General features: G+C 55.5%; 23 protein-coding genes and 1 pseudogene. 13 read left to right on the forward strand and 11 right to left on the reverse strand.

Going from position 1 to position 25818, the window contains the following annotated elements; genetic code table 11:
- Nucleotides 1-216: 216 nt before the first annotated feature.
- The 5 genes from yidA to dnaA form a co-directional block, all read right to left on the reverse strand.
- The gene (gene yidA, locus K5I40_RS22695; RefSeq protein ID WP_223075670.1) at nt 217-1029 is read right to left on the reverse strand and encodes a sugar-phosphatase; all 813 of its coding nucleotides are present in this window, start codon (nt 1027-1029) and stop codon (nt 217-219) included.
- A gap of 219 nt (nt 1030-1248) precedes the next feature.
- Nucleotides 1249-3663 (reverse strand): DNA topoisomerase (ATP-hydrolyzing) subunit B, encoded by a 2415-nt coding sequence (gyrB, locus tag K5I40_RS22700; protein ID WP_039032238.1) that lies wholly within the window; start codon nt 3661-3663, stop codon nt 1249-1251.
- A 28-nt stretch (nt 3664-3691) separates the two neighbouring features.
- Complete coding sequence (gene recF, locus K5I40_RS22705; RefSeq protein ID WP_138370939.1) at nt 3692-4765, reverse strand: DNA replication/repair protein RecF; 1074 nt, start codon at nt 4763-4765, stop codon at nt 3692-3694.
- Nucleotides 4765-5868, reverse strand: coding sequence for a DNA polymerase III subunit beta (gene dnaN, locus K5I40_RS22710; protein ID WP_103177630.1), 1104 nt, complete (start codon nt 5866-5868; stop codon nt 4765-4767). Before dnaN ends, recF begins: the two co-directional genes overlap by 1 nt.
- A 4-nt stretch (nt 5869-5872) precedes the next feature.
- Nucleotides 5873-7273: a chromosomal replication initiator protein DnaA gene (dnaA, locus tag K5I40_RS22715; protein WP_039032235.1), complete on the reverse strand. Its 1401-nt coding sequence runs from the start codon at nt 7271-7273 to the stop codon at nt 5873-5875.
- 603 nt (nt 7274-7876) lie between these two features.
- Here dnaA and rpmH point away from each other — a divergent pair.
- From rpmH to K5I40_RS22770, 12 genes and pseudogenes are all read left to right on the forward strand, one after another.
- Entirely contained in the window at nt 7877-8017 is a 141-nt protein-coding gene (gene rpmH / locus K5I40_RS22720; protein ID WP_003849659.1) for a 50S ribosomal protein L34, read from the forward strand.
- 16 nt (nt 8018-8033) lie between these two features.
- Nucleotides 8034-8392, forward strand: a pseudogene (rnpA, locus tag K5I40_RS22725) (ribonuclease P protein component).
- On the forward strand, nt 8356-8613 hold the full coding sequence (gene yidD / locus K5I40_RS22730; RefSeq protein ID WP_072036746.1) for a membrane protein insertion efficiency factor YidD: 258 nt from the start codon (nt 8356-8358) through the stop codon (nt 8611-8613). Before rnpA ends, yidD begins: the two are co-directional and overlap by 37 nt.
- A 2-nt stretch (nt 8614-8615) precedes the next feature.
- Nucleotides 8616-10259 carry a membrane protein insertase YidC gene (yidC, locus tag K5I40_RS22735; RefSeq protein WP_039032234.1) on the forward strand — a complete coding sequence of 548 codons (1644 nt, stop codon included), beginning with the start codon at nt 8616-8618 and terminating at the stop codon, nt 10257-10259.
- Nucleotides 10260-10362: 103 nt separating this feature from the next.
- On the forward strand, nt 10363-11727 hold the full coding sequence (gene mnmE, locus K5I40_RS22740; protein ID WP_039032233.1) for a tRNA uridine-5-carboxymethylaminomethyl(34) synthesis GTPase MnmE: 1365 nt from the start codon (nt 10363-10365) through the stop codon (nt 11725-11727).
- 194 nt (nt 11728-11921) lie between these two features.
- Complete coding sequence (tnaC, locus tag K5I40_RS24185) at nt 11922-11999, forward strand: tryptophanase leader peptide (protein WP_138370951.1); 78 nt, start codon at nt 11922-11924, stop codon at nt 11997-11999.
- A gap of 229 nt (nt 12000-12228) precedes the next feature.
- The gene (tnaA, locus tag K5I40_RS22745; protein ID WP_138370940.1) at nt 12229-13644 is read left to right on the forward strand and encodes a tryptophanase; all 1416 of its coding nucleotides are present in this window, start codon (nt 12229-12231) and stop codon (nt 13642-13644) included.
- An 84-nt stretch (nt 13645-13728) separates the two neighbouring features.
- Complete coding sequence (gene tnaB / locus K5I40_RS22750) at nt 13729-14985, forward strand: low affinity tryptophan permease TnaB (RefSeq protein WP_072036744.1); 1257 nt, start codon at nt 13729-13731, stop codon at nt 14983-14985.
- 113 nt (nt 14986-15098) lie between these two features.
- Entirely contained in the window at nt 15099-16274 is a 1176-nt protein-coding gene (locus tag K5I40_RS22755; protein WP_223075671.1) for an MFS transporter, read from the forward strand.
- A complete protein-coding gene (gene yidZ / locus K5I40_RS22760) occupies nt 16243-17205 on the forward strand; it encodes an HTH-type transcriptional regulator YidZ (RefSeq protein WP_223075672.1) in 963 nt (320 codons plus the stop codon). The genes K5I40_RS22755 and yidZ overlap by 32 nt, the downstream gene beginning before the upstream one ends.
- Nucleotides 17206-17348: 143 nt before the next feature.
- Entirely contained in the window at nt 17349-18095 is a 747-nt protein-coding gene (locus tag K5I40_RS22765) for a 4'-phosphopantetheinyl transferase superfamily protein (RefSeq protein ID WP_039032228.1), read from the forward strand.
- Between the two features lie 38 nt (nt 18096-18133).
- Nucleotides 18134-18700 (forward strand): NADPH-dependent FMN reductase, encoded by a 567-nt coding sequence (locus K5I40_RS22770; protein ID WP_223075673.1) that lies wholly within the window; start codon nt 18134-18136, stop codon nt 18698-18700.
- 45 nt (nt 18701-18745) lie between these two features.
- Here the strand turns inward: K5I40_RS22770 and adeP are convergent, their stop codons facing one another.
- A complete protein-coding gene (adeP, locus tag K5I40_RS22775) occupies nt 18746-20080 on the reverse strand; it encodes an adenine permease AdeP (protein ID WP_138370942.1) in 1335 nt (444 codons plus the stop codon).
- Nucleotides 20081-20249: 169 nt separating this feature from the next.
- Here adeP and yieH point away from each other — a divergent pair, with 169 nt between their 5' ends.
- Entirely contained in the window at nt 20250-20915 is a 666-nt protein-coding gene (yieH, locus tag K5I40_RS22780) for a 6-phosphogluconate phosphatase (RefSeq protein WP_223075674.1), read from the forward strand.
- 90 nt (nt 20916-21005) lie between these two features.
- Here the strand turns inward: yieH and phoU are convergent, their stop codons facing one another.
- The 5 genes from phoU to pstS form a co-directional block, all read right to left on the reverse strand.
- A complete protein-coding gene (gene phoU, locus K5I40_RS22785; RefSeq protein WP_039032224.1) occupies nt 21006-21731 on the reverse strand; it encodes a phosphate signaling complex protein PhoU in 726 nt (241 codons plus the stop codon).
- Nucleotides 21732-21745: 14 nt separating this feature from the next.
- Complete coding sequence (pstB, locus tag K5I40_RS22790; RefSeq protein WP_039032223.1) at nt 21746-22519, reverse strand: phosphate ABC transporter ATP-binding protein PstB; 774 nt, start codon at nt 22517-22519, stop codon at nt 21746-21748.
- A 47-nt stretch (nt 22520-22566) separates the two neighbouring features.
- Nucleotides 22567-23457: a phosphate ABC transporter permease PstA gene (pstA, locus tag K5I40_RS22795; protein WP_039032222.1), complete on the reverse strand. Its 891-nt coding sequence runs from the start codon at nt 23455-23457 to the stop codon at nt 22567-22569.
- Nucleotides 23457-24416 carry a phosphate ABC transporter permease PstC gene (gene pstC, locus K5I40_RS22800; protein WP_032615515.1) on the reverse strand — a complete coding sequence of 320 codons (960 nt, stop codon included), beginning with the start codon at nt 24414-24416 and terminating at the stop codon, nt 23457-23459. Before pstC ends, pstA begins: the two co-directional genes overlap by 1 nt.
- 128 nt (nt 24417-24544) lie before the next feature.
- On the reverse strand, nt 24545-25585 hold the full coding sequence (gene pstS / locus K5I40_RS22805) for a phosphate ABC transporter substrate-binding protein PstS (protein WP_039032221.1): 1041 nt from the start codon (nt 25583-25585) through the stop codon (nt 24545-24547).
- Between the last annotated feature and the right edge of the window lie 233 nt (nt 25586-25818).

Here is a 25818-nt window from a genome sequence, read left to right on the forward strand (position 1 = left end):
TTTACCGCGACCGCTGAATTTCGCCTCAATTTTGCAGTACAAACGTGATGCCATTCGTCATTGCCGTGGTCGTAATGTAGTACAATCACATTGTGTTGTACTACAATCTGGATCACAAAAAGAACAATCAGTGAAAGGAATGTTAAAGAAAGCTTCCTGCGGGGATAAAAAAACCCGCAACGGGTGCGGGTTATGGGACGCGCATTTTGCGGGGTCTTAATTCAGGACAAACTTCTCAATGGCATACGCCACGCCGTCCTCGAGGTTAGATTTGGTAACGAAGTTCGCCACCTCTTTCACCGACGGGATCGCGTTCTCCATCGCCACGCCTAAGCCAGCATATTCCAGCATCGCAATGTCGTTTTCCTGATCGCCCAGGGTCATGATCTCTTCCGGCTTGATCCCCAGCGTTTCGGCCAGCGACTTCACGCCGGTGCCTTTATTGACGCGTTTATCGAGGATTTCGAGGAAGTACGGCGCACTTTTCAGCACGGTGTACTTCTCTTTGACTTCTTCCGGGATACGGGCGATGGCTTTGTCGAGGATCTCTGGCTCATCAATCATCATCACTTTCAGGAACTGGGTGGCCGGGTCCATCTTCTCTGCTTCGCAGAACACCAGCGGGATGGTGGCAACGAAGGATTCATGCACCGTGTAGTAGCTGATGTCGCGGTTGGCGGTGTAGAGCGTGTTGCGATCGAGCGCGTGGAAGTGTGAGCCCACCTCGCGGGAGAGTTGTTCCAGATAGCGGTAATCGTCATAGCTCAGCGCCGTTTGCGCCACGGTGCTACCGTCGGCCGCTTTCTGCACCAGCGCGCCGTTGTAGGTAATGCAGTAATCACCCGGTTCATTCATGTGCAGCTCTTTCAGGTAGTTATGAACACCTGCGTACGGACGACCGGTGCACAGCACCACGTTCACGCCCTTGGCACGGGCTGCGGCAATCGCGTTTTTAACGGCGGGAGAGATGGTGTGGTCCGGCAGCAGCAGGGTGCCGTCCATATCGATTGCAATGAGTTTGATAGCCATGGGATCCCCGGTTGGAATGAGTCTTTCCTCATGCTAACGCGATTCCGCTCAAAAAACAGTAAAGAAAAGGGGGATGGGGTTCAGAGGAGGATTCCTCTTTTGCGCAGCATTATTCCCTTCACCCCGGCCCTCTCCCCATAGGGGCGAGAGAGCAAAGACCGCTCCGGGCAGTCCCCTCTCCCCTATGGGGAGAGGGTTAGGGTGAGGGGAACAAACGACTTAGATGTCGATATTCGCCGCTTTCAGGGCGTTCTCTTCAATGAAGGCACGACGTGGTTCAACCGCATCGCCCATCAGGGTGGTGAACAGCTGATCCGCAGCAATGGCGTCTTTCACGGTCACGCGCAGCATGCGGCGGCTTTCCGGATCCATGGTGGTTTCCCACAGCTGATCCGGGTTCATTTCGCCCAGGCCTTTATAACGCTGAATGGAGAGGCCACGGCGGGACTCTTTCACCAGCCATTCCAGCGCCTGCTCGAAGCTGGCAACCGGCTGACGGCGTTCGCCACGCTCGATGAAGGCATCGTCTTCGATCAGGCCGCGCAGCTTCTCGCCGAGCGTACAGATACGACGGTACTCCGCACCGGTCACAAACTCGTGATCCAGCGGGTAGTCGGTATCCACACCGTGGGTGCGCACGCGGATCACCGGCTCGAACTGCTGCAGCTCGGTGTTCTCGTTGATGTCGAACTTCCACTGGCTGCCGTGCTGCTCGTTCTCGTTCAGATCGGTCACCAGGGTGTTCACCCAACGGGTCACGGCCTGCTCGTTACCGAGATCGGCTTCGGACAGCGTCGGCTGATAGACCAGCGCTTTCAGCAGCGTGCGCGGGAAGCGACGCTCCATGCGGCCAATCATCTTCTGGGTCGCGTTGTACTCAGACACCAGACGCTCCAGCGGTTCACCCGCCAGCGCCGGGGCGCTTGAGTTGGCGTGCAGGGTCGCGCCATCCAGGGCGATAGCGATCTGGTACTGATCCATCGCTTCGTCGTCTTTGATGTACTGCTCCTGCTTGCCTTTCTTCACTTTGTACAGCGGCGGCTGGGCGATGTAGACGTGGCCACGCTCAACGATTTCCGGCATCTGACGGTAGAAGAAGGTCAACAGCAGCGTACGGATGTGCGAGCCGTCGACGTCCGCATCGGTCATGATGATGATGCTGTGATAGCGCAGCTTGTCCGGGTTGTACTCGTCACGGCCAATGCCGCAGCCCAGAGCGGTGATCAGCGTCGCCACTTCCTGAGAAGAGAGCATCTTGTCGAAGCGCGCTTTCTCAACGTTAAGGATTTTACCCTTCAGCGGCAGGATCGCCTGGTTCTTACGGTTACGGCCCTGCTTCGCAGAACCGCCCGCGGAGTCCCCTTCCACGAGGTACAGTTCGGACAGCGCCGGGTCGCGTTCCTGACAGTCCGCCAGTTTGCCCGGCAGGCCTGCTAAGTCCAGCGCGCCTTTACGACGGGTCATTTCACGGGCTTTACGCGCCGCTTCACGGGCACGCGCCGCATCGATAATTTTGCCAACCACGATTTTGGCGTCGGACGGGTTTTCCAGCAGGTATTCGCTCAGCAGTTCGTTCATCTGCTGCTCAACCGCCGATTTCACCTCAGAGGAGACCAGCTTGTCTTTGGTCTGAGACGAGAACTTCGGATCCGGCACTTTTACCGAGACCACAGCGATCAGGCCTTCACGGGCATCGTCACCGGTGGCGCTGACTTTCGCTTTTTTGCTGTAGCCTTCTTTGTCCATGTAGGCGTTCAGGGTACGGGTCATCGCCGTACGGAAGCCCACCAGGTGCGTACCGCCGTCGCGCTGCGGAATGTTGTTGGTGAAGCAGTAGATGTTTTCCTGGAAACCGTCGTTCCACTGCAGCGCCACTTCTACGCCGATACCGTCTTTCTCGGTGGAGAAATAGAAGATGTTCGGGTGAATGGGCGTTTTGTTCTTGTTCAGGTACTCAACGAACGCCTTGATACCACCTTCGTAATGGAAGTGGTCTTCTTTGCCGTCGCGCTTGTCGCGCAGGCGGATAGAGACGCCGGAGTTCAGGAATGACAGCTCGCGCAGACGCTTGGCCAGAATGTCATATTCAAACTCGGTGACGTTGGTGAAGGTTTCGAGGCTTGGCCAGAAACGGACCTGAGTCCCGGTCACGTCGGTTTCACCGGTAACCGCCAGCGGAGCCTGAGGTACGCCGTGGACGTAGGTTTGCTGATGCACTTTGCCTTCGCGGCGGATCAGCAGCTCCAGCTTCTGCGACAGGGCGTTAACCACAGAGACGCCCACGCCGTGCAGGCCGCCGGACACTTTATAGGAGTTATCATCGAACTTACCGCCTGCGTGCAGGACGGTCATGATCACTTCCGCCGCAGAGACGCCCTCTTCCGGGTGAATACCGGTCGGGATGCCACGGCCATCATCGGTAACGGAGACGGAGTTGTCGGCGTGGATGGTCACCACGATGTCTTTACAGTGACCCGCGAGCGCTTCGTCGATAGCGTTATCTACCACCTCAAATACCATGTGGTGCAGACCGGTGCCGTCATCCGTGTCGCCGATATACATACCCGGGCGCTTACGCACCGCATCCAGCCCTTTCAGGACTTTGATACTGGAGGAGTCATAAGAATTCGACATCAACGTTTCTCGCTCATTTATTCTTGGGTTAATCCGTTATTTTACCCTTTTCCACGTTAAACATCTTCGAATTTTCGTCCGACATGTCCATTACGTGTTCAGCGCTAATCGCGCTGACGAAAACCTGCGACTGTGTGGCTTTTAAGCGGCTGGCAAGCAGTCCGCGCCGCGCGTCGTCAAGTTCCGAGGCAAAATCATCAATCAGATACAGACAGCGTCGCCCGCTTTCACGGGTTAAGTACTCGCCCTGCGCCAGGCGCAGCGCGCACATCAGGAGCTTGAGCTGCCCGCGTGATAAGGTGTCCTCTACCGGCGCACCGTCGGCACGAATGCGGAAATCCGCCTTGTGCGGGCCGTGCGCGGTGTAGGTCAGCATGCGATCGCGCTCAAAGCTTCGCTCCAGCACCTCGGCATAATCCGTCTCTTTCTCCCAGCCGCGCTGGAAGGAGAAGCTCAGGGAGAACTCGGGTAAAAACTGCTGGCAGGTATCCGCCATGTCTTCCGCGATCCCGGCGCTGTATTCCGCACGCCAGCGGCTGATCTGCTCCGCCAGCGGGATAAGTTCTTTGTCCCACGCCCGCAGTTGGGCGTAGCGGGTCACCTGGCGCAGCGCGGCATTGCGCTGTTTCAGCAGCCGTTTCAGGTTGCTCCAGGCGGTGAAGAAACCCGCTTCGTTATGGAAGCATCCCCAGTCGAGGAAGGCTCTTCTGTATTTGGGGCCGCCGTTGAGTAAAGTAAACCCCTCGGGAGTGATTAGCTGCATCGGCATCAGCAGCGCCAGCTCGGCCACTTTGTGGCCGTCGGTGCCGTCGATGCGCACCTTGCTGTCGCCATGCTTGTCTTTGGTCAGCCCGATGGCCGTCTCGTGCTCTTCGCCGCGTAAACGACCGTGAAGCACAAACGCTTCCTGCTCGTGGCGAATAACGCGACCAATCTGCAAACTGCGAAACGCCCGGCCATGGCCGAGCGTATAGATGGCTTCCAGCACGCTGGTCTTGCCGCTGCCGTTGGCGCCAACCAGAAAATTAAAGCCGGGGGATAAAGCAAGATCCGCGCTTTCGATATTGCGAAAGTCGCGGATCAACAGGCGGGTGAGCGACATTACAGTCTCATTGGCATGACAACATAAGCAGCCGACTGTGATGCGGCATCTTCAATTTGTACGCTCGACACGGAGTCGGTCAGCAGAATACGCACGTTCTCGCACTTCAGCGCGTTCAGCACATCCAGCACGTAACTGACGTTAAAGCCGATTTCCATTTCGGTGCCCGCCGCGTAGGTGACATCCAGGATCTCTTCGGCCTCTTCCTGCTCCGGGTTGTTCGCCGTGATTTTCAGCTGGTTTTCGCTCACGTACAGACGCACGCCGCGGAACTTCTCGTTAGAGAGGATCGCCGCACGGGCAAACGCCTGCTTGAGGATATCGCAGCCCGCTTCCAGCGTTTTGTCCGGGTTCTTCGGCAATACGCGGCGATAATCAGGGAAACGACCGTCCACCAGCTTAGAGGTAAAGATGAAATCACCGACGTGGGCGCGGATGTTGTTGCTGCCAATCTGCACGCGCAGCGGGGTTTCGCCGCCGTCGAGCATACGCATCAGCTCAATCACGCCTTTACGCGGTACGATCACCGAATGGTTCGGCAGCGTCACGCCAACCGGCATGGAGCAGACCGCCAGGCGGTGGCCGTCGGTGGCCACGGTACGCAGCTCTTCCCCTTCGGTTTCGAACAGCATGCCGTTTAAGTAGTAACGAACGTCCTGATGCGCCATGGAGAACTGAGTGGCTTCGATCAGGCGTTTCATGGTGGCCTGCGGCAGGGTGAATTCGACTTCACTCTGCCAGTCGTCCAGGTTCGGGAAATCAGCAGCAGGCAGTGTGGAGAGCGAGAAACGGCTGCGGCCGGAGCGCACCAGCATGCGGTCGCCTTCCAGCTGCACGGCAATTTCTGCCCCTTCAGGCAGGCCACGGCAGATATCAAAGAACTTACGCGCCGGAACGGTGGTTGCGCCCGCTTCGTGAGGCTGGGAAAGCGTCACGCGTGCGACCATCTCCATCTCGAGGTCGGTGCCGGTCAGCGACAGCGTGCCGTCTGCCACCTGCAGCAGCAGGTTACCGAGGATAGGCAGCGTCGGGCGGCCGCCTAAGGGGCCACTCACCTGTTGCAGCGGTTTTAATAAGTGTTCACGTTCAACGGTAAATTTCATAGCATCACGATGATAATGTTCTGATTAAATTGGAGAAGTCTTCTTTTATGTCGTGGCTTTCTTCACGCAGCTGCTCAATCTTACGGCAGGCGTGCAGCACGGTGGTGTGGTCACGGCCACCAAACGCATCGCCGATCTCCGGCAGACTGTGGTTGGTTAATTCCTTTGCCAGCGCCATCGCCATCTGACGCGGTCTCGCTACCGAGCGGGAACGGCGTTTCGACAGCAAATCTGCCACTTTAATTTTGTAGTACTCCGCCACCGTCTTCTGAATATTGTCGATGGTGACCAATTTTTCCTGCAGCGCCAGCAGATCGCGCAGCGCTTCACGCACGAAATCGATGGTGATCGCCCGTCCGGTGAAGTTGGCGTTAGCGATGACGCGGTTCAGCGCGCCTTCCAGCTCACGGACGTTGGAACGCAGACGCTTGGCGATAAAGAACGCCACCTCGCCCGGCAGACGAATATCGTTCTCGTCCGCTTTTTTCATCAGGATCGCCACGCGGGTTTCCAGCTCCGGCGGCTCGATCGCCACGGTCAGACCCCAGCCGAAGCGGGATTTGAGACGATCTTCAACGCCGTTGATCTCTTTGGGATAGCGATCCGAGGTCAAAATGATCTGCTGATTGCCTTCCAGCAGCGCATTGAAGGTGTGGAAAAACTCTTCCTGGGATCGTTCCTTATTAGCAAAGAACTGAATGTCATCGATCAGCAGCGCATCAACGGAACGGTAGTAGCGTTTAAACTCTTCGATCGCGTTGTTTTGCAGGGCTTTTACCATGTCCTGAACGAAGCGCTCGGAGTGCATATACACCACTTTGGCATTGGGCTTGCGCGCCATGATGCCGTTACCCACCGCGTGCAGCAGGTGCGTTTTACCCAGACCGGTACCGCCATAAAGGAACAGCGGGTTATAGGCACCGCCCGGGTTATCCGCTACCTGACGGGCAGCCGCGCGGGCCAACTGGTTCGATTTACCTTCGACGAAGTTATCAAAGGTGTGCTTGACGTTAACGTTAGAGCGATAGGTCGGCTCTGCCGGTGCCGGGACGTTATCCCAGCCAGCCCGCGGCGCAGGCGCGACGCGCGGCATATGAACCTGCGCGGTTTGCGCGGGTGCAGCGGCGACGTTAACGGTCTCTTTGAGGGTTTGGGTGACCGGCTTAGTGCCCACTTCAAAACGCAGCTGTGGGGCATCGGCACCGCAAAATTCGTTTAGCAGTCCATTGATGTTATTGAGGTATTTGTCCCTGACCCAATCGAGCACAAAACGGTTTGGCGCATACAAAGCCAGCGTGTTATCGCTCAGTTCCGCCTGCAACGGGCGGATCCACATACTGAATTCTGTGGCTGGTAACTCATCCTGCAATCGGGCAAGACACTGCTGCCAAAGCGAAAGTGACACGGCGGACTCCACTCGAACATAAAAAGAAAGCTATTGAATAGTCGTGATTGTAGACACACGTCGAAAGAACCCGGCGTTAAGGGGGACGTGCGAACCGCTATCTGCGGTTTTTTACCTGCTCGGGATCCTGGGATCGCGATCAGGACCGCGGATCATAGCCTAAACTGCGCCAGAGATCTTCTGTTTCTCACAGTTTCTTCCCGATTTATCCACAGGAGGATCCGAAACCGGGTAAGTGTAAACGATCCTGGCGAAGCGACCCCGCGATTTAGGCCGCATATTGGAAAAATTAATGAGTAACGACAATTTTTTGCTTAAATGATCTAACGAAGATCCTGGACGATCCTTGCGATTTGCCCTGGAGCCCGTATAATTCCCCACCCGGCGCGTGGGACTCGATTTCCTGCGTCTGACGCAGCTCAATTTGCACGCTAAAAACGTGCGGAAAGACGCGGGAAATAAGGAAAGAGAATTGACTCCGGAGTGTACAATTATTACAATCCGGCCTCTTTAATCACCCATGGCTTCGGCGTCCATCGTTCGTTATTCGTTCGGACTCCATAAAAAGTCATTGAATTTATTCAAGTTTAGGTAGAAATCGCCATGAAACGCACTTTTCAACCGTCTGTACTGAAGCGCAACCGTTCTCACGGCTTCCGTGCTCGTATGGCTACTAAAAATGGTCGTCAGGTTCTGGCACGTCGTCGTGCTAAAGGCCGTTCACGTCTGACCGTTTCCAAGTAATTAAGCTAACCCCTGAGTGGTTAAGCTAGCATTTCCCAGGGAGTTACGTTTGTTAACTCCCACTCATTTCACTTTCGTCTTCCAGCAGCCACAACGGGCTGGCACGCCGCAAATCACCATCCTCGGCCGCCAAAATTCGCTGGGGCATCCCCGTATCGGTCTCACTGTCGCCAAGAAAAACGTTAAGCGTGCGCATGAACGCAACCGGATTAAACGTCTGACGCGTGAAAGCTTCCGTTTACGTCAACATGAACTGCCTTCAATGGATTTCGTGGTGGTGGCTAAAAAAGGGGTTGCCGACCTCGATAACCGTGCTCTCTCGGAAGCGTTGGAAAATTATGGCGCCGCCACTGTCGCCTGGCTCACGGGTCCTGATCGGCCTTATCCGGGTCTATCAACGCCTGATTAGTCCGCTACTCGGGCCACACTGCCGTTTCAGACCGACCTGTTCGCAATACGGAATTGAGGCATTGCGCAGGTTTGGAGTGATAAAAGGCAGTTGGTTGACGGTGAAACGCGTATTAAAATGCCACCCTTTACACCCAGGTGGAGACGATCCCGTCCCTCCAGGACCTTTTGATACCAGAGAACACTAACGATGGATTCGCAACGCAATCTTCTTATCATCGCTTTGTTGTTCGTGTCTTTCATGATCTTCCAGGCTTGGGAGCAGGACAAAAATCCTCAACCTCAGCAGCAGGTCACGCAGACAACGACCACCGCAGCGGGTAGCGCCGCCGACCAGGGCGTACCGGCCAGTGGCCAGGGTAAACTGATTACGGTTAAGACCGATGTGCTTGAGCTGACTATCAACACCCGTGGTGGTGATGTTGAGCAGGCGCAGCTGGTGACTTACCCGAAAGAGCTCGGTTCTAACGAGCCGTTCCAGTTACTGGAAACCACGCCGCAGTTTATCTACCAGGCACAGAGCGGCCTGACCGGTCGTGATGGCCCGGATAACCCGGCTAACGGCGCTCGTCCGCTGTATAACGTCGATAAAGATGCGTTTGTGCTGGCCGATGGCCAGAACGAAATCGCGATCCCGATGACTTACACTGATGCGGCCGGCAACACCTTCACCAAAACCTTCACCCTGAAACGCGGTGAATATGCGGTGAACGTGGGCTATAGCGTGCAGAACACCGGTGCGAAACCGCTGGAGCTCTCCACCTTCGGTCAGCTGAAGCAGTCCATCAATCTGCCGTCTCACCGTGACACTGGAAGCAGCAACTTCGCGCTGCACACCTTCCGTGGCGCGGCGTACTCCACGCCAGATACCAAGTACGAGAAATACAAATTCGACACCATCGCCGATAACGAAAACCTGAACGTCAGCTCGAAAGGCGGCTGGGTGGCGATGCTGCAACAGTATTTCGCGACCGCATGGGTACCGAATAACGCGGGTTCCAATAATTTCTACACTGCGAACCTCGGTAACGGTATTGCCGCGATCGGCTATAAGTCTGAGCCGGTTCTGGTTCAGCCGGGTCAAACCGGTAGCCTGGCCAGCACCCTGTGGGTTGGTCCGGAAATCCAGGACAAAATGGCTGCCGTGGCACCGCACCTGGATCTGACCGTAGACTACGGTTGGTTGTGGTTCATCTCTCAGCCGCTGTTCAAACTGCTGAAGTGGATCCACAGCTTCCTGGGTAACTGGGGCTTCTCCATCATCGTTATCACCTTCATCGTTCGTGGCATCATGTACCCGCTGACCAAAGCGCAGTACACCTCCATGGCGAAGATGCGTATGCTGCAGCCGAAGATTGCGGCGATGCGTGAGCGTCTGGGCGATGACAAACAGCGTCAGAGCCAGGAGATGATGGCCCTGTATAAAGCCGAGAAAGTGAACCCACTGGGTGGCTGCTTCCCGCTGCTGATCCAGATGCCAATCTTCCTTGCGCTGTACTACATGCTGATGGGCTCCGTTGAGCTGCGCCATGCGCCGTTCGCTCTGTGGATCCATGACCTGTCCGCACAGGACCCGTACTACATCCTGCCGATCCTGATGGGCGTGACGATGTTCTTCATCCAGAAGATGTCGCCAACCACCGTGACCGACCCGATGCAGCAGAAGATCATGACCTTTATGCCGGTCATCTTTACCGTGTTCTTCCTGTGGTTCCCGTCAGGTCTGGTGCTGTACTATATCGTCAGCAACCTGGTGACCATCCTTCAGCAGCAGCTGATCTACCGTGGTCTGGAAAAACGTGGCCTGCATAGCCGCGAAAAGAAAAATTCCTGATCCTCAGTAGGCCGGGTAAGCGAAGCGCCACCCGGCATAAAGAACAGTGATGACAGGGCGGTCTATTGACCGCCTTTTTTATTGCATTAAGAAGAGACAAACAATGAGCCATAACGACACTATCGTCGCCCAGGCAACCCCACCGGGACGCGGTGGTGTGGGCATTCTGCGTATCTCCGGCCTGAAGGCGCGCGAGGTGGCAGAAGCGGTGCTGGGCAAACTGCCAAAGCCACGTTACGCCGACTATCTGCCTTTCAAGGATAACGACGGTACGGCTCTGGATCAGGGTATCGCGCTGTGGTTCCCGGGCCCTAACTCCTTCACCGGTGAAGACGTGCTCGAACTGCAGGGCCACGGCGGGCCGGTGATCCTCGACCTGCTGCTGAAACGCATTCTGACCCTGCCGGGCGTGCGCATCGCCAAACCGGGCGAGTTCTCCGAGCGGGCGTTTCTTAACGACAAGCTGGATCTGGCCCAGGCTGAAGCGATTGCCGATCTGATCGACGCCAGCTCCGAGCAGGCCGCGCGCTCCGCGCTGAACTCGCTGCAGGGGGCGTTCTCCGCTCGCGTAAACCATCTTGTGGAAGCACTCACTCACCTACGGATCTACGTGGAAGCGGCCATTGATTTCCCGGATGAGGAGATCGACTTCCTCTCCGACGGCAAAATCGAAGCCCAGCTTAACGACGTGATGGCCGATCTCGACGCGGTACGCGCCGAAGCGCGTCAGGGCAGCCTGCTGCGTGAAGGGATGAAGGTGGTGATTGCCGGACGTCCGAACGCCGGGAAATCGAGCCTGCTGAATGCCCTGGCGGGGCGTGAAGCGGCGATTGTGACCGACATAGCCGGTACTACCCGCGACGTGTTGCGGGAACATATTCATATCGACGGTATGCCGCTGCATATCATCGACACCGCGGGCCTGCGTGATGCCAGCGACGAAGTGGAGCGCATCGGTATCGAGCGCGCCTGGCAGGAGATCGAGCAGGCCGACCGGGTGCTGTTTATGGTGGACGGTACCACCACCGCCGCCGTAGACCCGGCAGAGATCTGGCCGGACTTTATCGCCCGCCTGCCGGCAAAACTGCCGATCACCGTGGTGCGTAACAAAGCGGACGTGACCGGTGAAACGCTGGGCCTCAGCGATGTGAACGGTCACTCACTCATTCGCCTGTCGGCGCGTACCGGCGAGGGCGTGGATGAGCTGCGCAACCACCTGAAGCAGAGCATGGGCTTCGATACCAGCATGGAGGGCGGCTTCCTCGCCCGTCGTCGCCATCTGCAGGCGCTGGAAGAGGCGGCACAGCATCTGGATCAGGGCAAAGCCCAGCTGCTCGGCGCCTGGGCCGGAGAACTGCTGGCGGAAGAGCTGCGCCTGGCCCAGCAGGCGTTAAGCGAGATCACCGGGGAGTTTACCTCGGATGATTTGCTGGGGCGGATCTTCTCCAGCTTCTGTATCGGGAAATAAGTCCGTTTCAGCCCTCTGTTAAAAAGCCGCATAACGTTCATGTTATTGCGGCTTTTTTCTTTTCTGTATTAGCTGAATAAATACCAAATATATCAGCTATATTCTGTGTGATTACAATCACAATTAATATCTCTGCACATAGACAAACATTCTCATTCGAATAGTGTAGTAGCGTGTCTAATGAGGATAAATCAATGACGATTATCTTAAATACATACATCACCTCTAAGTGGTTCAATATTGACAATAAAATTGTCAATCACCATCCGTAATCTCCCTTCGCCTCATTTTCTCTATGCAACCTGAATAGACTAACACTCTATTTATCCGGTATGCCTGAAATCATTGCGCTTGTAGAACCGCAATAGCGCCTCTGCACGTCTGTGTTGGTGAGAATTATTCTCCCTACTGCGTGGCGTTATATCCAGCTCAGGCTTGCCGCTATTTATGGTTATTTAAAATAACCACCAGCACCGCTGCGATAAAAACAGGAATTATATAATGGAAAACTTCAAACATTTACCAGAGCCATTTCGCATCAGAGTTATTGAGCCGGTTAAACGTACCACAAGGGAGCATCGCGAAAACGCTATTATTAAATCAGGCATGAACCCGTTCCTGCTGGATAGCGAAGACGTGTTTATTGATTTACTGACCGACAGCGGCACCGGTGCGGTCACCCAAAATATGCAGGCCGCCATGCTGCGCGGTGACGAAGCCTATAGCGGCAGCCGCAGCTACTATGCGCTGTCCAACGCCGTGAATGAGATTTTCGGCTATCAATATACTATTCCAACCCATCAGGGACGCGGCGCGGAGCAGATCTATATTCCTGTCTTAATCAAAAAACGCGAGCAGGAAAAGGGTTTAGACCGCTCGAAGATGGTCGCCTTCTCAAACTACTTCTTTGATACCACCCAGGGCCACAGCCAGATAAACGGCTGCACCGTGCGCAACGTCTATATCAAGGAAGCCTTTGATACCGGCGTCCGTTACGATTTTAAAGGTAACTTTGACCTGCAGGGTCTGGAAAACGGCATCGAGGAAGTGGGTGCGAGCAATGTGCCTTATATTGTCGCGACCATCACCAGCAACTCCGCTGGCGGGCAGCCGGTGTCGCTGGCGAACCTGAAGGCGATGTATGCGATTGCCAGAAAATACGATATCCCGGTGGTCATGGATTCCGCACGCTTCGCTGAAAACGCGTACTTCATTCAAAAACGTGAAGCGGAGTATAAAGACTGGACCATCGCCGAGATTACCCGCGAAACCTACAAGTATGCTGATATGCTGGCCATGTCGGCGAAAAAAGATGCCATGGTGCCGATGGGTGGGCTGCTGTGCATCAAGAATGACGACTACTTCGACGTCTATACCGAATGCAGAACCTTATGCGTCGTCCAGGAAGGCTTCCCGACCTACGGCGGCCTTGAAGGGGGCGCCATGGAGCGTCTGGCTGTCGGCCTGCATGACGGCATGGGCCAGGACTGGCTGGCATACCGCATTAATCAAGTGCAATACCTGGTCGACGGTCTGGAAGCTATCGGCGTGGTTTGCCAGCAGGCGGGCGGCCATGCTGCCTTTGTGGATGCGGGCAAGCTGTTGCCGCATATTCCGGCAGAGCAGTTCCCGGCGCAGGCGCTGGCCTGTGAGCTCTATAAAGTCGCAGGTATTCGCGCAGTTGAAATCGGTTCGTTCCTGTTAGGCCGCGATCCGAAAACCGGCAAACAGTTACCCTGCCCGGCAGAGTTACTGCGTTTAACCATTCCGCGCGCAACCTACACGCAATCCCATATGGATTTCATCGTCGAAGCCTTTAAGCACGTTAAAGAAAATGCGATGAATATTAAGGGATTAACCTTTACCTACGAACCGAAAGTATTACGCCACTTCACTGCAAAACTCAAAGAAGTTTAACGTCTCTCCCCGGGTGGCTAAATAAGTTTATCCACCCGCAAAAACGATTAACAACGTCAAGCTTGCCACATTGATGGGGGCACCATGGAACAGACTTTAGAGTTAGAGACTAAACACTCCTCGGTGTGGGGTGTCATGGTTATAGCAGGTACGGTTATTGGCGGGGGGATGTTTGCTTTACCCGTGGATTTGGCAGGGGCGTGGTTTTTTTGGGGCGCGTTTATTTTAATTATTGCCTGGTTTTCGATGCTTCACTCCGGGCTGTTATTACTGGAAGCAAATTTAAATTATCCTGTCGGCTCAAGTTTTAATACGGTCACCAAAGATCTGATTGGTAACAAGTGGAATATAGTCAGCGGTTTAACGGTTGCATTTGTTCTTTATATCCTGACGTATGCCTATATCTCCGCCAACGGCGCAATAATCAGCGAAACCATCGCCATGAATCAGGGGACGCACGTCAATCCCCGCATTGTGGGTGTCAGTACAGCGCTCTTCGTCGCTGCCGTATTGTGGTTTAGCTCATTAGCCGCCAGTAGAATTACCTCGCTGTTTTTAGGCATTAAGATCATCGCCTTTATCGTTGTATTTGGCTCCTTTTTCTTCCAGGTTGACTACTCGATATTAAGAGATATCAACGTCACCTCAGCCAGCAACAACTCCTACTTCCCCTATATCTTTATGGCCCTGCCCGTCTGTCTGGCATCCTTTGGTTTTCATGGCAACATTCCCAGTCTCATCATCTGCTATGGCAAGCGGAAAGATAAGCTGATCAAAAGCCTGGTGTTTGGCTCGCTGCTGGCGCTATTTATCTACCTGTTCTGGCTGTACTGCACGATGGGGAATATTACCCGCGACAGCTTCAACGAGATCATATCGTCAGGGGGCAACGTCGATTCACTGGTGAAATCCTTCCTCGGTACCCGGCAGCACGGGGTTATCGAATTTTGCTTACTGGTTTTCTCCAATTTAGCGGTGGCCAGCTCCTTCTTTGGCGTCACATTGGGGTTATTCGACTATCTTGCCGACCTCTTTAAGCTCGACAATTCCCCGTCAGGTCGTCTGAAAACAGTCATGCTGACCTTCCTGCCTCCTACGATTCTGTACCTGATCTTCCCGAACGGGTTTATCTACGGTATTGGCGGCGCAGGGTTGTGTGCGACCATCTGGGCGGTGATTATCCCAGCGGTTCTGGCGTTGAAAGCGCGAAAAAAGTTCCCGAATAAGATGTTCACCGTCTGGGGCGGGATGATGATCCCCTCGCTGGTGATCCTGTTCGGGGTCGCGGTCATTGTTTGCTGGTTCGGCAATGTCTTTAATTTCCTGCCGCGCTTTGGCTGAGCCCGCCCCTTTTCTGAGGTGATTTCCTGCGAGGAAATCACCTTTGTCCAAATGGCAACTCGCTAATAACGCTCTCTCCCCCTATTCTTCTTGCCTGCATTTATGGGGGTTTTATGGCTCGTTTTCTGTTTTGTAGTTTTGCGCTGGTGCTGCTTTATCCATCAGGCATCGATATGTATCTGGTGGGGCTGCCGCACATCGCCCGGGATCTGGGCGCCAGCGAAGCGCAGCTGCATATCGCGTTTTCAGCCTACCTTGCGGGGATGGCGTCATCGATGGTGTTTGCCGGGAAGATTGCCGACAAAGCGGGGCGACAGCCCATCGCCATTACCGGTGCCGTGATTTTCGCCCTCGCCTCGGTGCTCTGTTCAATGGCGCAGGAGAGCACCCTGTTCCTGTCCGGGCGCTTTATCCAGGGCATCGGCGCGGGCGGTTGCTACGTGGTGGCCTTTGCGATTTTGCGCGATACCTTAAGCACCCAGCGCCGCGCCAAAGTGCTCTCCATGATGAACGGCATCACCTGCATTATCCCGGTGCTGGCGCCGGTGGTGGGCTACCTGATCATGCTGCAATTCCCGTGGCAGAGCCTGTTCTGGACGATGGCGGCAATGGGGATGCTGGTCTTTATCCTGTCGATCGCGGTGCTGAAAGAGACCCATCCCGGGGCACAAAACCGGGGCCATGCCGCGTCGGTGCCGCCGGAAGAGAAGCTGCTCAACCGCTTCTTCATCAGCCGATTGCTGATCACTACCCTGAGCGTGGCGGTGATCCTGACCTATGTAAACGTTTCCCCGGTGTTATTAATGGAAATCATGGGTTTTGATCGCGGGGAATATTCCACGGTGATGGCGTTAACCGCCCTGGTCAGCATGGCCGTATCCTTCTCGACGCCGTTTGCGCTGAATATCTTCAGCCAGCGCACGCTGATGCTCACCTCTCAGGTGCTGTTCCTGGCGGCAGGCATGCTTCTGGCGACCGCCAGCTCATCAACCCTGATGCTGGCAGGTATCACCCTGATTTGCGCCGGGTTCTCGGTGGGCTTTGGCGTGGCGATGAGCCAGGCGTTAGGCCCGTTTGCGCTGCGCGCGGGCGTGGCCAGTTCGATGCTGGGCATCACTCAGGTTTGCGGCTCATCGCTGTGGATTTGGCTGGCAGCAATAATCGGGCTGAATGCATTGAATATGCTGATCGGGGTTCTGATTGGCTGTAGCATGCTCTGCATCATCCTACTTATGGTCATTCGGCCCGCAGCGCAACATGAAGAAGCCCCTCAGCAATCTCGATCTTAACCTGTTGTTGTGCCTGCAGCTTTTGCTGCAGGAGCGCAGCGTCACCAAAGCCGCGAAACGGATGAACGTCACGCCGTCCGCGGTGAGTAAGTCGCTGGCGAAGCTGCGCGACTGGTTCGACGATCCGCTGTTTGTGAAGACCCCGCTGGGGCTGCTGCCGACTCCGCTGACGGTGAGTCTGGAGCAGGATCTGGCCGACTGGATGCAGATTGGCAATCAGATCCTCGATAAATTCCACCATGACTCCCCCGGCGGCCTGACCTTTGAGCTGGCGGCAGAAACGCCGCTGATGCTGATCCGCTTTAACGCCCTGCTGGAGCAGGTGAATCAGCGTTATCCCCAGGCGACCGTGAAGATGCGCCACTGGGATTACGATTCGCTGGACGCTATTACCCGCGGAGAGGTCGACCTCGGTTTTACCGGCCGTGAAACGCACCCCCGCTCCCGTGAATTGCTGAAGCTGATGCCGTGGTTTCTTGATTACGAAATTCTGTTCAGCGACCGTCCGTGCGTCTATCTGCGCGAGGATCACCCGGCCCTCCAGGAAGAGTGGAACCTGGAGACGTTCCTGCGCTATCCGCATATCAGCATTTTCTGGGAGCGTAGCGACACCTGGGCGCTGGATGAGGTGCTGAGAGAGATGGGGCGGACGCGTAATATCGCCATGAGCTTGCCCGGATTCGAGCAGTCGATGTTTATGGCGGCGCAGCCGGGCCATAACTACATTGCGACGGCACCGCACTACTGCCATCACTATAATCAGCTTCACCAGCGTAAGCTGGTTACCCTGCCGATCCCCATTGATGAAGCGCAGGCGCAAAAGCTCACCGTGCCTTTTACCCTGATCTGGCATAAGCGTAACAGCCATAATCCCAAAACCCTCTGGCTGAGAGAAACCATTAAGGCGCTGTATGGTTCGCCGTTGCGCTAAATGTCTGGTTTTTGGCTAAGAAAATGTAAAGTTCCGCAGCAAAACTTCCATTACCCCCATTTAGCCATTAAAACAGTAAGCAAGTTAAGCGATAATCATGTAACCGTTTAACCTGACGACTAACCATTATCATGGAGTGAAAAATGGCTACGCATTTTGCAAGAGGGACGCTGACCGAGGGATGGGTGGTTTCGACCAGGCTCTCGCCATCCTGCCACAACGAAGCGCGAAAGCTTCCTGAACATCGTCGAATACGTTTTTTGGCCTCCCGGGCGCTGCTCGCGGAGCTGATGTTTATGCTTTACGGCACCAGCGAGCTGCCGGAAGTGATTACCGAACCTGAGGGTCGCCCGGTGTTTGCCGATCCAGAGCTTCCCCGTTTTTCTATTGCCTACGCCGGCAATATCGTGGGTCTGGTGCTGACCACCGAGGGCGACTGCGGTCTGGATATGGAGCTGCAGCGAACCATTCGCAGCCTGGATGGTACCCACGCGCATGACACCTACCCGCTGTCCAGCAACGAGAACTTATGGGTGCGTAATCAGAACGACCCCAATGAAGCCAGAGCGCAGCTGATTACCCTGCGCCAGTGCATCCGTAAGCTGTCAGGCGAGGCCAACGACTGCGCCAGCCTGCTGCAACTGTTACCGGGTTCCGGTCGTCTGCGGGCCTCCAGAGCCGCGCAGGTCGAAGCCTTAAGCGACGCCGAAGACGTGCTGATCTGGTCGATTGCCGTCACCCCGGCCATTGAAAGACTAAAAATCTGGGAGTTCGACGGGCGCCTTGGATGGCAAAGCCTGCCGGACGTTCCCGCCCGCGCCAACGAACCGGCGGCTCGCCTGATGCGGCTGACCAGTCTACCGGCGGAAAAAGCGATTATCCTCACCTGACCCTTCAGCAGGGCCATCATGATGAAGAAGGAGTAGTGATGTCTGATACGTTGAATGTTGTTACGTTACTGGGAAGCCTGCGCAAGGGTTCATTTAACGGGATAGTTGCCCGCACCCTGCCGAAGCTGGCACCTGAGGGGATGGAAATTACCGCCCTGCCGTCGATCGGTGATATTCCGCTGTACGACGCGGATGTGCAGCAGGAAGAGGGATTCCCGGCTGCGGTAGAAGCGCTGGCAGAGCAGATCCGCCAGGCAGACGGCGTGGTGATTGTCACCCCGGAATACAACTATTCCGTGCCGGGAGGCTTAAAGAACGCCATTGACTGGCTCTCTCGCCTGCCGGAACAGCCGCTGGCGGGTAAACCGGTGCTGATCCAGACCAGCTCAATGGGGGCTATCGGCGGCGCGCGTTGCCAGTATCACCTGCGTCAGATCCTGGTGTTCCTGGATGCGATGGTGATGAACAAGCCGGAATTTATGGGGGGCGTGATTCAGAACAAGGTCGACCCACAGACGGGTGAAGTTGTTGACCAGAGCACGCTGGATCATCTGAGCGGCCAGCTGAGCGCATTCGGGAAGTATATTCAGCGGGTTAAAGCGTAAGGCACATTAAAAACGGCAACCCCTCGGGTTGCCGTTTTGCTTTTATCAGGCATCAATAAACGCAATCTTCAGAATGAACAGCAGCGCAACGACCATCACGCACGGGCTGATCTCACGCCAGCGTCCGGTACCCGCCTTCATCACACAGTAAGAGATAAAGCCCAGCGCAATCCCTTCGGTAATGGAGAAGCTGAACGGCATCATTACCGCGGTAATAAAGGCCGGAACCGCTTCGGTCAGGTCATCCCACTTCACGCGCGCCAGGCTGGAGGTCATCAGCACGCCCACGTAGATCAGCGCACCGGCGGCAGCGTATGGCGGCACCATACCGGCCAGCGGAGAGAGGAAGATCACCAGCAGGAACAGCAGACCGACAACCACCGCGGTCAGACCGGTACGGCCACCGACCGAAACCCCGGAAGAAGATTCGATGTAGGCGGTTACAGACGACGTACCGATAAAGGAGCCGGTCACGGAGGAGATACTGTCCACGAACAGCGCCTGCTTCATGCGCGGGAATTTGCCTTTTTCATCTGCCAGACCGGCTTTGTCAGTCACGCCAATCAGCGTACCGGAGGAGTCAAACAGGTTCACCAGCATGAAGGAGAAGATCACTCCAGCCAGACCCAGGTTCAGCGAGCCCGCCAGATCGACATGGCCAATCACCGTGGTGACGCTCGGCGGCGCGGAGACGATGCCGTTATAGTGCACGTCGCCCAGCATCCAGCCCAGCAGGGTGGTGACAATAATCGACACCAGCACCGCCGCGTGGATATTACGCGAGGCCAGAATAGCGATGATGAAGAAGCCCAGCACCCCCAGCAGCACGCTGTGGGAGGTCAGTTTACCGATGCTGACCAGCGTTTCCGGGTTCGCCACGATCACACCGGCGTTTTTCAGCCCCATCATGCCGATGAACAGGCCGATACCGCTGGTGATGCCCACGCGCAGGCTGACCGGGATATTGGCAATCATCCAGTAACGCACGCGGAAAATGGTCAGGATCAGCAGACCGACGGCACCCCAGAAGATAGCCCCCATGCCCACCTGCCACGGCAGGCCCATCGCCTGAACCACGACGAAGGCGAAGAAGGCGTTCAGACCCATCGCCGGTGCCAGAGCAACCGGCAGGTTAGCGAACAGCCCCATCAGGATGCTGCCGAAGGCGGCGATAAGACAGGTAGTCACGAAGACGGCGCTGGTATCCATGCCAGCAACGCCCAGAATTTGTGGGTTCACGAAAACGATATAGACCATCGTCAGGAAGGTAGTGAAACCGGCGATCACTTCGGTGCGTGCCGTCGTGCCGTGTTCGCGCAGTTTAAACACGCGCTCAAGCAAACCCGCGCCAGAAGACTGGGTAGTGTGTTGTTGACTCATCATCTATTTCCGAACAAGGAGGGAAAATCCGTCGCTATCCTATACCAAAATGCGACAATAAGGGCGGTTGAGAGGCACTTTTTTTCATTGAATTTGCTTATACGGCAACGATTGCGTCTCAACGTTATGTAGTACGTAAACGTTAAACTTGTTAAAAAAAGGGAAATGCATGTCTCAGATTGAAGCGGTATTTTTCGACTGCGACGGTACGCTGGTCGACAGTGAGGTCATCTGTTCCCGGGCGTATGTCACCATGTTCCAGGAATTTGGTATCACGCTCGATCTCGAAGAGACGTTCAAACGCTTTAAGGGCGTGAAGCTCTACGAGATCATCGACATCATCAACGCTGAACACGGCGTTAGCCTCGCGAAAGCGGATCTGGAGCCTGTTTACCGCGCCGAAGTCGCACGCCTTTTCGACTCCGAACTGGAAGTCATCGCGGGTGCGGACACCCTGCTGGACGCCATGGCGGTGCCGATGTGCGTGGTCTCTAACGGCCCGGTCAGCAAAATGCAGCACTCCCTTGGCAAACTGCAGATGCTGCACCATTTCCCGGAAAAACTGTTCAGCGGTTACGATATCCAGCGCTGGAAGCCGGATCCGGCGATGATGTTCCATGCGGCGAAAGCGATGAACGTCAACGTGGAGAACTGCATCCTGGTGGATGACTCCAGCGCAGGCGCGCAGGCGGGGATCGCCGCAGGCATGGAGGTATTCTACTTCTGTGCCGATCCGCACAACCCGCCGCTCGACCATCCAAAGGTCACTGTCTTCACCGAGCTGGCGCAGCTGCCGGAACTGTGGAAAGCGCGCGGCTGGAATATCACCCGCTAAAAAAACAAAGCCGGATAGCGTTAGCGCTTATCCGGCCTGTGAATGATGTCAGCCCGGTTAGCGCAGCGCCGCCGGGCATGTTAAAGCAAGTTACTCTTTCGGATCTTTACCCGCGAGCATTTTATCCAGTTCATCCCCGCCGACGTGACGGAAATCCTGCCCCTTCACGAAGTAGAAGATGTATTCGCAGATGTTCTGGCAACGGTCACCGATACGCTCGATAGAGCGAGCGCAGAACAGCGCGGTCAGTACGCTTGGAATGGTACGCGTATCTTCCATCATGTAGGTCATCAGCTGACGCACAATGCCCTCATATTCCTGGTCGACTTTCTTGTCTTCGCGGTAAATACGCACCGCTTCATCCAGATCCATACGCGCAAAGGCATCCAGCACGTCATGCAGCATCTGCACGGTGTGGCGGCCCAGCGACTCGAGGCTCACCAGCAGCGGCTGGTGCTGCTGGGAGAATTTTTCCAGCGCAGTACGGCAGATTTTGTCCGCCACGTCGCCAATACGTTCCAGCTCGGCGATGGTTTTGATGATCGCCATAACCAGACGCAGGTCGCTCGCCGTTGGCTGACGCTTGGCGATAATGCGCACGCAGGCCTCATCGATAGCGACTTCCATCATGTTGACGTTTTTGTCGCCTTCCACCACGCGCTTCGCCAGCTCGCTGTCCTGGTTGTGCATCGCGGTGATCGCGTCTGAGAGCTGCTGCTCTACCATACCGCCCATGGTCATCACCTGGGTGCGGATACTTTCCAGCTCGGCGTTAAACTGGCCGGAAATGTGTTTATTAAGATTGAGATTATCCATTGCGCACTCCTGAATCAGCCGTAGCGTCCGGTGATGTAGTCTTCTGTTTGTTTCTTCGCAGGCTTGGTGAACAGGTCGTCCGTTTTACTGAACTCAATCAACTCGCCCAGGTACATAAATGCAGTGTGGTCGGAACAACGGGCAGCCTGCTGCATGTTGTGCGTCACGATCACCACGGTGTAATCCGCTTTCAGCTCGGTGATCAGCTCTTCGATACGCCCGGTGGAGATCGGGTCCAGCGCTGAGCACGGCTCATCCAGCAGCAACACTTCAGGACGGATAGCGATACCGCGCGCAATGCACAGACGCTGCTGCTGACCACCGGAGAGAGAGTACCCGCTCTGGTGAAGTTTATCTTTGGTTTCGTTCCATAATGCGGCCTTGGTCAATGCCCACTGCACGCGCTCATCCATATCGGCGCGGGAGAGCTTCTCAAACAGGCGCACACCAAAAGCGATGTTGTCATAAATGGACATCGGGAACGGCGTCGGTTTCTGGAACACCATACCCACTTTCGCGCGCAGCAGGGCGATATCCTGGGTATTGGTGAGAATGTTGTCGCCATCCAGCAGGATTTCGCCTTCAGCGCGCTGCTCCGGATAGAGCGAATACATTTTGTTAAAGGTACGCAGCAGCGTGGACTTACCGCAGCCAGACGGACCGATAAACGCCGTTACCTGGTTTTTGGCAATATCCAGATTGATGTTCTTCAGGGCATGGAACTTACCGTAGTAAAAGTTCAGATCACGAACCGAAAGAATACCCGGGGCAGTATCAACCATACTCATTGACTCATTTCCTCATCCGGCGCCGCAGAGTGCCACGCCGTCAATAATTAACCGTGTTTCTTCTTCGCGAAAATCACGCGCGCCAGAATGTTCAGTAACAGTACGCACAGGGTAATAATCAGTACCCCGGCCCAGGCCAGTGACTGCCATTCGGCAAACGGGCTCATCGCAAATTTAAAGATCGTCACCGGCAGGTTGGCGATCGGCTGCATCATGTCCGTGCTCCAGAACTGGTTGGAGAGCGCGGTGAAGAGCAGCGGGGCCGTTTCACCGGCGATACGGGCAACGGCCAGCAGCACGCCTGTCAGGATCCCCGAGACGGAGGCTTTCAGGGTGATGGCAGAAATCATCTTCCACTTTGGCGTGCCCAGCGCGTAAGCCGCTTCACGCAGGCTGTCCGGCACCAGTTTCAGCATGTTCTCGGTGGTACGGATGACGATAGGCACCTGCAGCAGCGCCAGCGCAATCACGCCCGCCCAGCCGGAGAAATGTTCCATCTGCGCCACCACGATGGTGTAAACGAACAGGCCGACCACAATCGATGGGGCAGAGAGCAGGATGTCGTTGATGAAACGAATCACCTCCGCAATCCAGGATTTACGGCCGTACTCTGCCAGATAAATCCCCGCCATGATGCCAAGCGGCGTGCCGAAAACAGTCGCCCAGAGGATCAGCAGGCCGCTGCCCGCCAGGGCGTTAGCCAGACCGCCACCCGCCGTATTTGGCGGCGGCGTCATCTCGGTGAACAGCGCCAGGGACATGCCGTCGATACCGCGCGTCACCGTGGAGAACAAAATCCAGATCAGCCAGAACAGACCAAATGCCATGGTTGCCATGGAGAGCGTCAGGGCGAGGCGGTTTTTCATGCGGCGTTTAGCCTGCATTTTGCGGCGAGATTCCGCCAGCGCCACGGTATTTTGCATTTCGAGCGTAGCCATCAGCGTGCCCCCTCATTTTTCGCCAGGCGCATGATCATCACTTTAGAGATCGCCAGAACGATGAAGGTGATAACAAACAGAATTAAGCCCAGCTCCATCAGCGCAGCAACGTGCAGGCCGGATTCCGCTTCGGCGAATTCGTTAGCCAGCGCCGAGGTGATGCTGTTACCCGGCATATAGAGCGAGGCGCTGTCGAGCTGGTAGGTATTACCGATGATAAAGGTCACCGCCATGGTTTCACCCAGCGCCCGACCCAGACCCAGCATAATGCCGCCGATCACCCCATTTTTGGTGAACGGCAGGACGATACGCCAGATAACTTCCCAGGTGGTGCAGCCGATACCGTAGGCCGACTCTTTCATCATCACCGGGGTCTGTTCAAAGACATCGCGCATAACCGCCGCAATGTACGGAATAATCATGATGGCGAGGATCACGCCTGCCGCCAGGATGCCGATACCGAAAGCCGGACCGGAGAACAGGGCGCCCACGAACGGGATAGCGGAAAGGACGTTGCCCACCGGCTCCTGGAAGTAGGTTGCAAACAGCGGGGCAAAAATAAACAGGCCCCACATGCCGTAAACGATACTTGGGATCGCCGCCAGCAGCTCAATGGCGATACCGAGCGGACGCTTCAGCCAGTTCGGCGCCAGTTCGGTCAGGAACAGGGCGATACCGAAGCTCACCGGCACTGCAATCAGCAGGGCGATAAACGAGGTGACCAGCGTGCCGTAGATCGGCACCAGCGCACCGTAGATATCGTTCGGCGCATCCCACTCTTTGGTCCACAGGAAGGAGAAACCAAATTTCTGGATGCTCGGCCAGGAGGAGAAAATCAGGGACACGATAATGCCGCCCAGCAGCAATAGCACAATCAGCGCAGCCAGTTTTACCAGCGCGCTGAAAATCATGTCACCTTTTTTACCCGGAGGGTTAAATGCAGGCTTGGTTGCAGCCATAAATTACTCTTCTGTTTGAGACGTCTTACGAATATGCCCGGCGGCGCTGGCGCTTACCGGGCCTACAGTCGGAACCATAGGGCGGGTTAGCGTTAGCGCCACCCGCCATCTTCGTCAAAAATATCCTGTTAGTACAGCGCTTTACCGCTGCTGTCTTTCACGTTGGTTTTCCATGCAGCACGAATCTGCTCAACCACGCTGTCCGGCAGGCTGGCGTAGTCCAGGTCATTAGCCTGTTTGCCGCCGTTTTTGTATGCCCAGTCGAAGAACTTCAGCACTTCAGCACCCTGCTCTGGCTTCTTCTGATCTTTGTGGACCAGGATGAAGGTGGTAGAGGTGATTGGCCATGCGTCTTCGCCTTTCTGGTTCGTCAGATCCTGAGCGAAAGATTTGCTCCAGTCAGCGCCTTTGGCAGCGTTAGCAAAGTTCTCTTCGGTCGGGCTGACAGGTTTGCCGTCGGCAGAAACCAGTTTGGTGTAGGCCAGGTTGTTCTGCTTGGCGTAAGCGTATTCTACGTAGCCGATTGAGCCAGGCAGACGCTGTACGAACGCGGCGATACCGTCGTTACCTTTACCGCCCAGACCGGTTGGCCAGTTAACGGTAGAGCCAGAACCGACTTTGGATTTCCACTCTTCGTTCACTTTCGCCAGGTAGCTGGTGAAGACGAAGGAGGTACCGGAGCCGTCAGCACGACGAACCACAGCGATGTTCTGCGAAGGCAGTTTCACGCCCGGGTTCAGTTTAGTGATGGCTTCGTCATCCCATTTTTTGATTTTGCCGAGGTAGATATCACCCAGGGTTTTGCCATCGAGCACCAGCTCGCCGGACTTCAGGCCAGGGATATTCACCGCCAGCACAACACCACCGATAACGGTCGGGAACTGGAACAGGCCTTCCTGCGTCAGTTTTTCATCAGACAGCGGAGCGTCAGATGCGCCGAAATCAACGGTATTTGCGGTAATTTGTTTAACGCCACCGGAGGAGCCGATACCCTGGTAGTTCACCTTGTTACCAGTCTCTTTCTGGTAGGTATCAGCCCATTTGGCATACACCGGCGCAGGGAAGGTTGCACCAGCGCCAGTCAGGCTTGCCTCTGCAAACACAGAGAACGCGCTCATCGATAAGGTCGCGGCGACAACAGTTGCGACAGTGGTACGCATAACTTTCATAATGTCTCCTGCAAGATTTTCGTAAATCGTTGTTTAGTGGCTACGATGAGCAAAATAGGACAAAGAGGTGACAGATAAATGTACGAATCATGACAGTTTTATGACAGCGAGAATTTCGCTTTGGGAATATTAAAATATCTATTTAATATCATTAGGTTGAGCATCATTATGACATTAAGATTTCAGAAAAATTTTCTTTCTGTGACACTGAAAAAGTTAGCTGAAGATGACAG

The sequence above is a fragment of the Leclercia sp. LTM14 genome (assembly GCF_023736175.1).
GTDB lineage: Bacteria > Pseudomonadota > Gammaproteobacteria > Enterobacterales > Enterobacteriaceae > Enterobacter > Enterobacter barmai.

Coding starts and splice junctions, on each gene's coding strand:
- yidA (WP_223075670.1), bottom strand. CDS start 1,029: ATGGCTATCAAACTCATTGCAATCGATATGGACGGCACCCTGCTGCTG.
- gyrB (WP_039032238.1), bottom strand. CDS start 3,663: ATGTCGAATTCTTATGACTCCTCCAGTATCAAAGTCCTGAAAGGGCTG.
- recF (WP_138370939.1), bottom strand. CDS start 4,765: ATGTCGCTCACCCGCCTGTTGATCCGCGACTTTCGCAATATCGAAAGC.
- dnaN (WP_103177630.1), bottom strand. CDS start 5,868: ATGAAATTTACCGTTGAACGTGAACACTTATTAAAACCGCTGCAACAG.
- rpmH (WP_003849659.1), top strand. CDS start 7,877: ATGAAACGCACTTTTCAACCGTCTGTACTGAAGCGCAACCGTTCTCAC.
- yidD (WP_072036746.1), top strand. CDS start 8,356: ATGGCGCCGCCACTGTCGCCTGGCTCACGGGTCCTGATCGGCCTTATC.
- yidC (WP_039032234.1), top strand. CDS start 8,616: ATGGATTCGCAACGCAATCTTCTTATCATCGCTTTGTTGTTCGTGTCT.
- mnmE (WP_039032233.1), top strand. CDS start 10,363: ATGAGCCATAACGACACTATCGTCGCCCAGGCAACCCCACCGGGACGC.
- tnaC (WP_138370951.1), top strand. CDS start 11,922: ATGACGATTATCTTAAATACATACATCACCTCTAAGTGGTTCAATATT.
- tnaA (WP_138370940.1), top strand. CDS start 12,229: ATGGAAAACTTCAAACATTTACCAGAGCCATTTCGCATCAGAGTTATT.
- tnaB (WP_072036744.1), top strand. CDS start 13,729: ATGGAACAGACTTTAGAGTTAGAGACTAAACACTCCTCGGTGTGGGGT.
- K5I40_RS22755 (WP_223075671.1), top strand. CDS start 15,099: ATGGCTCGTTTTCTGTTTTGTAGTTTTGCGCTGGTGCTGCTTTATCCA.
- yidZ (WP_223075672.1), top strand. CDS start 16,243: ATGAAGAAGCCCCTCAGCAATCTCGATCTTAACCTGTTGTTGTGCCTG.
- K5I40_RS22765 (WP_039032228.1), top strand. CDS start 17,349: ATGGCTACGCATTTTGCAAGAGGGACGCTGACCGAGGGATGGGTGGTT.
- K5I40_RS22770 (WP_223075673.1), top strand. CDS start 18,134: ATGTCTGATACGTTGAATGTTGTTACGTTACTGGGAAGCCTGCGCAAG.
- adeP (WP_138370942.1), bottom strand. CDS start 20,080: ATGAGTCAACAACACACTACCCAGTCTTCTGGCGCGGGTTTGCTTGAG.
- yieH (WP_223075674.1), top strand. CDS start 20,250: ATGTCTCAGATTGAAGCGGTATTTTTCGACTGCGACGGTACGCTGGTC.
- phoU (WP_039032224.1), bottom strand. CDS start 21,731: ATGGATAATCTCAATCTTAATAAACACATTTCCGGCCAGTTTAACGCC.
- pstB (WP_039032223.1), bottom strand. CDS start 22,519: ATGAGTATGGTTGATACTGCCCCGGGTATTCTTTCGGTTCGTGATCTG.
- pstA (WP_039032222.1), bottom strand. CDS start 23,457: ATGGCTACGCTCGAAATGCAAAATACCGTGGCGCTGGCGGAATCTCGC.
- pstC (WP_032615515.1), bottom strand. CDS start 24,416: ATGGCTGCAACCAAGCCTGCATTTAACCCTCCGGGTAAAAAAGGTGAC.
- pstS (WP_039032221.1), bottom strand. CDS start 25,585: ATGAAAGTTATGCGTACCACTGTCGCAACTGTTGTCGCCGCGACCTTA.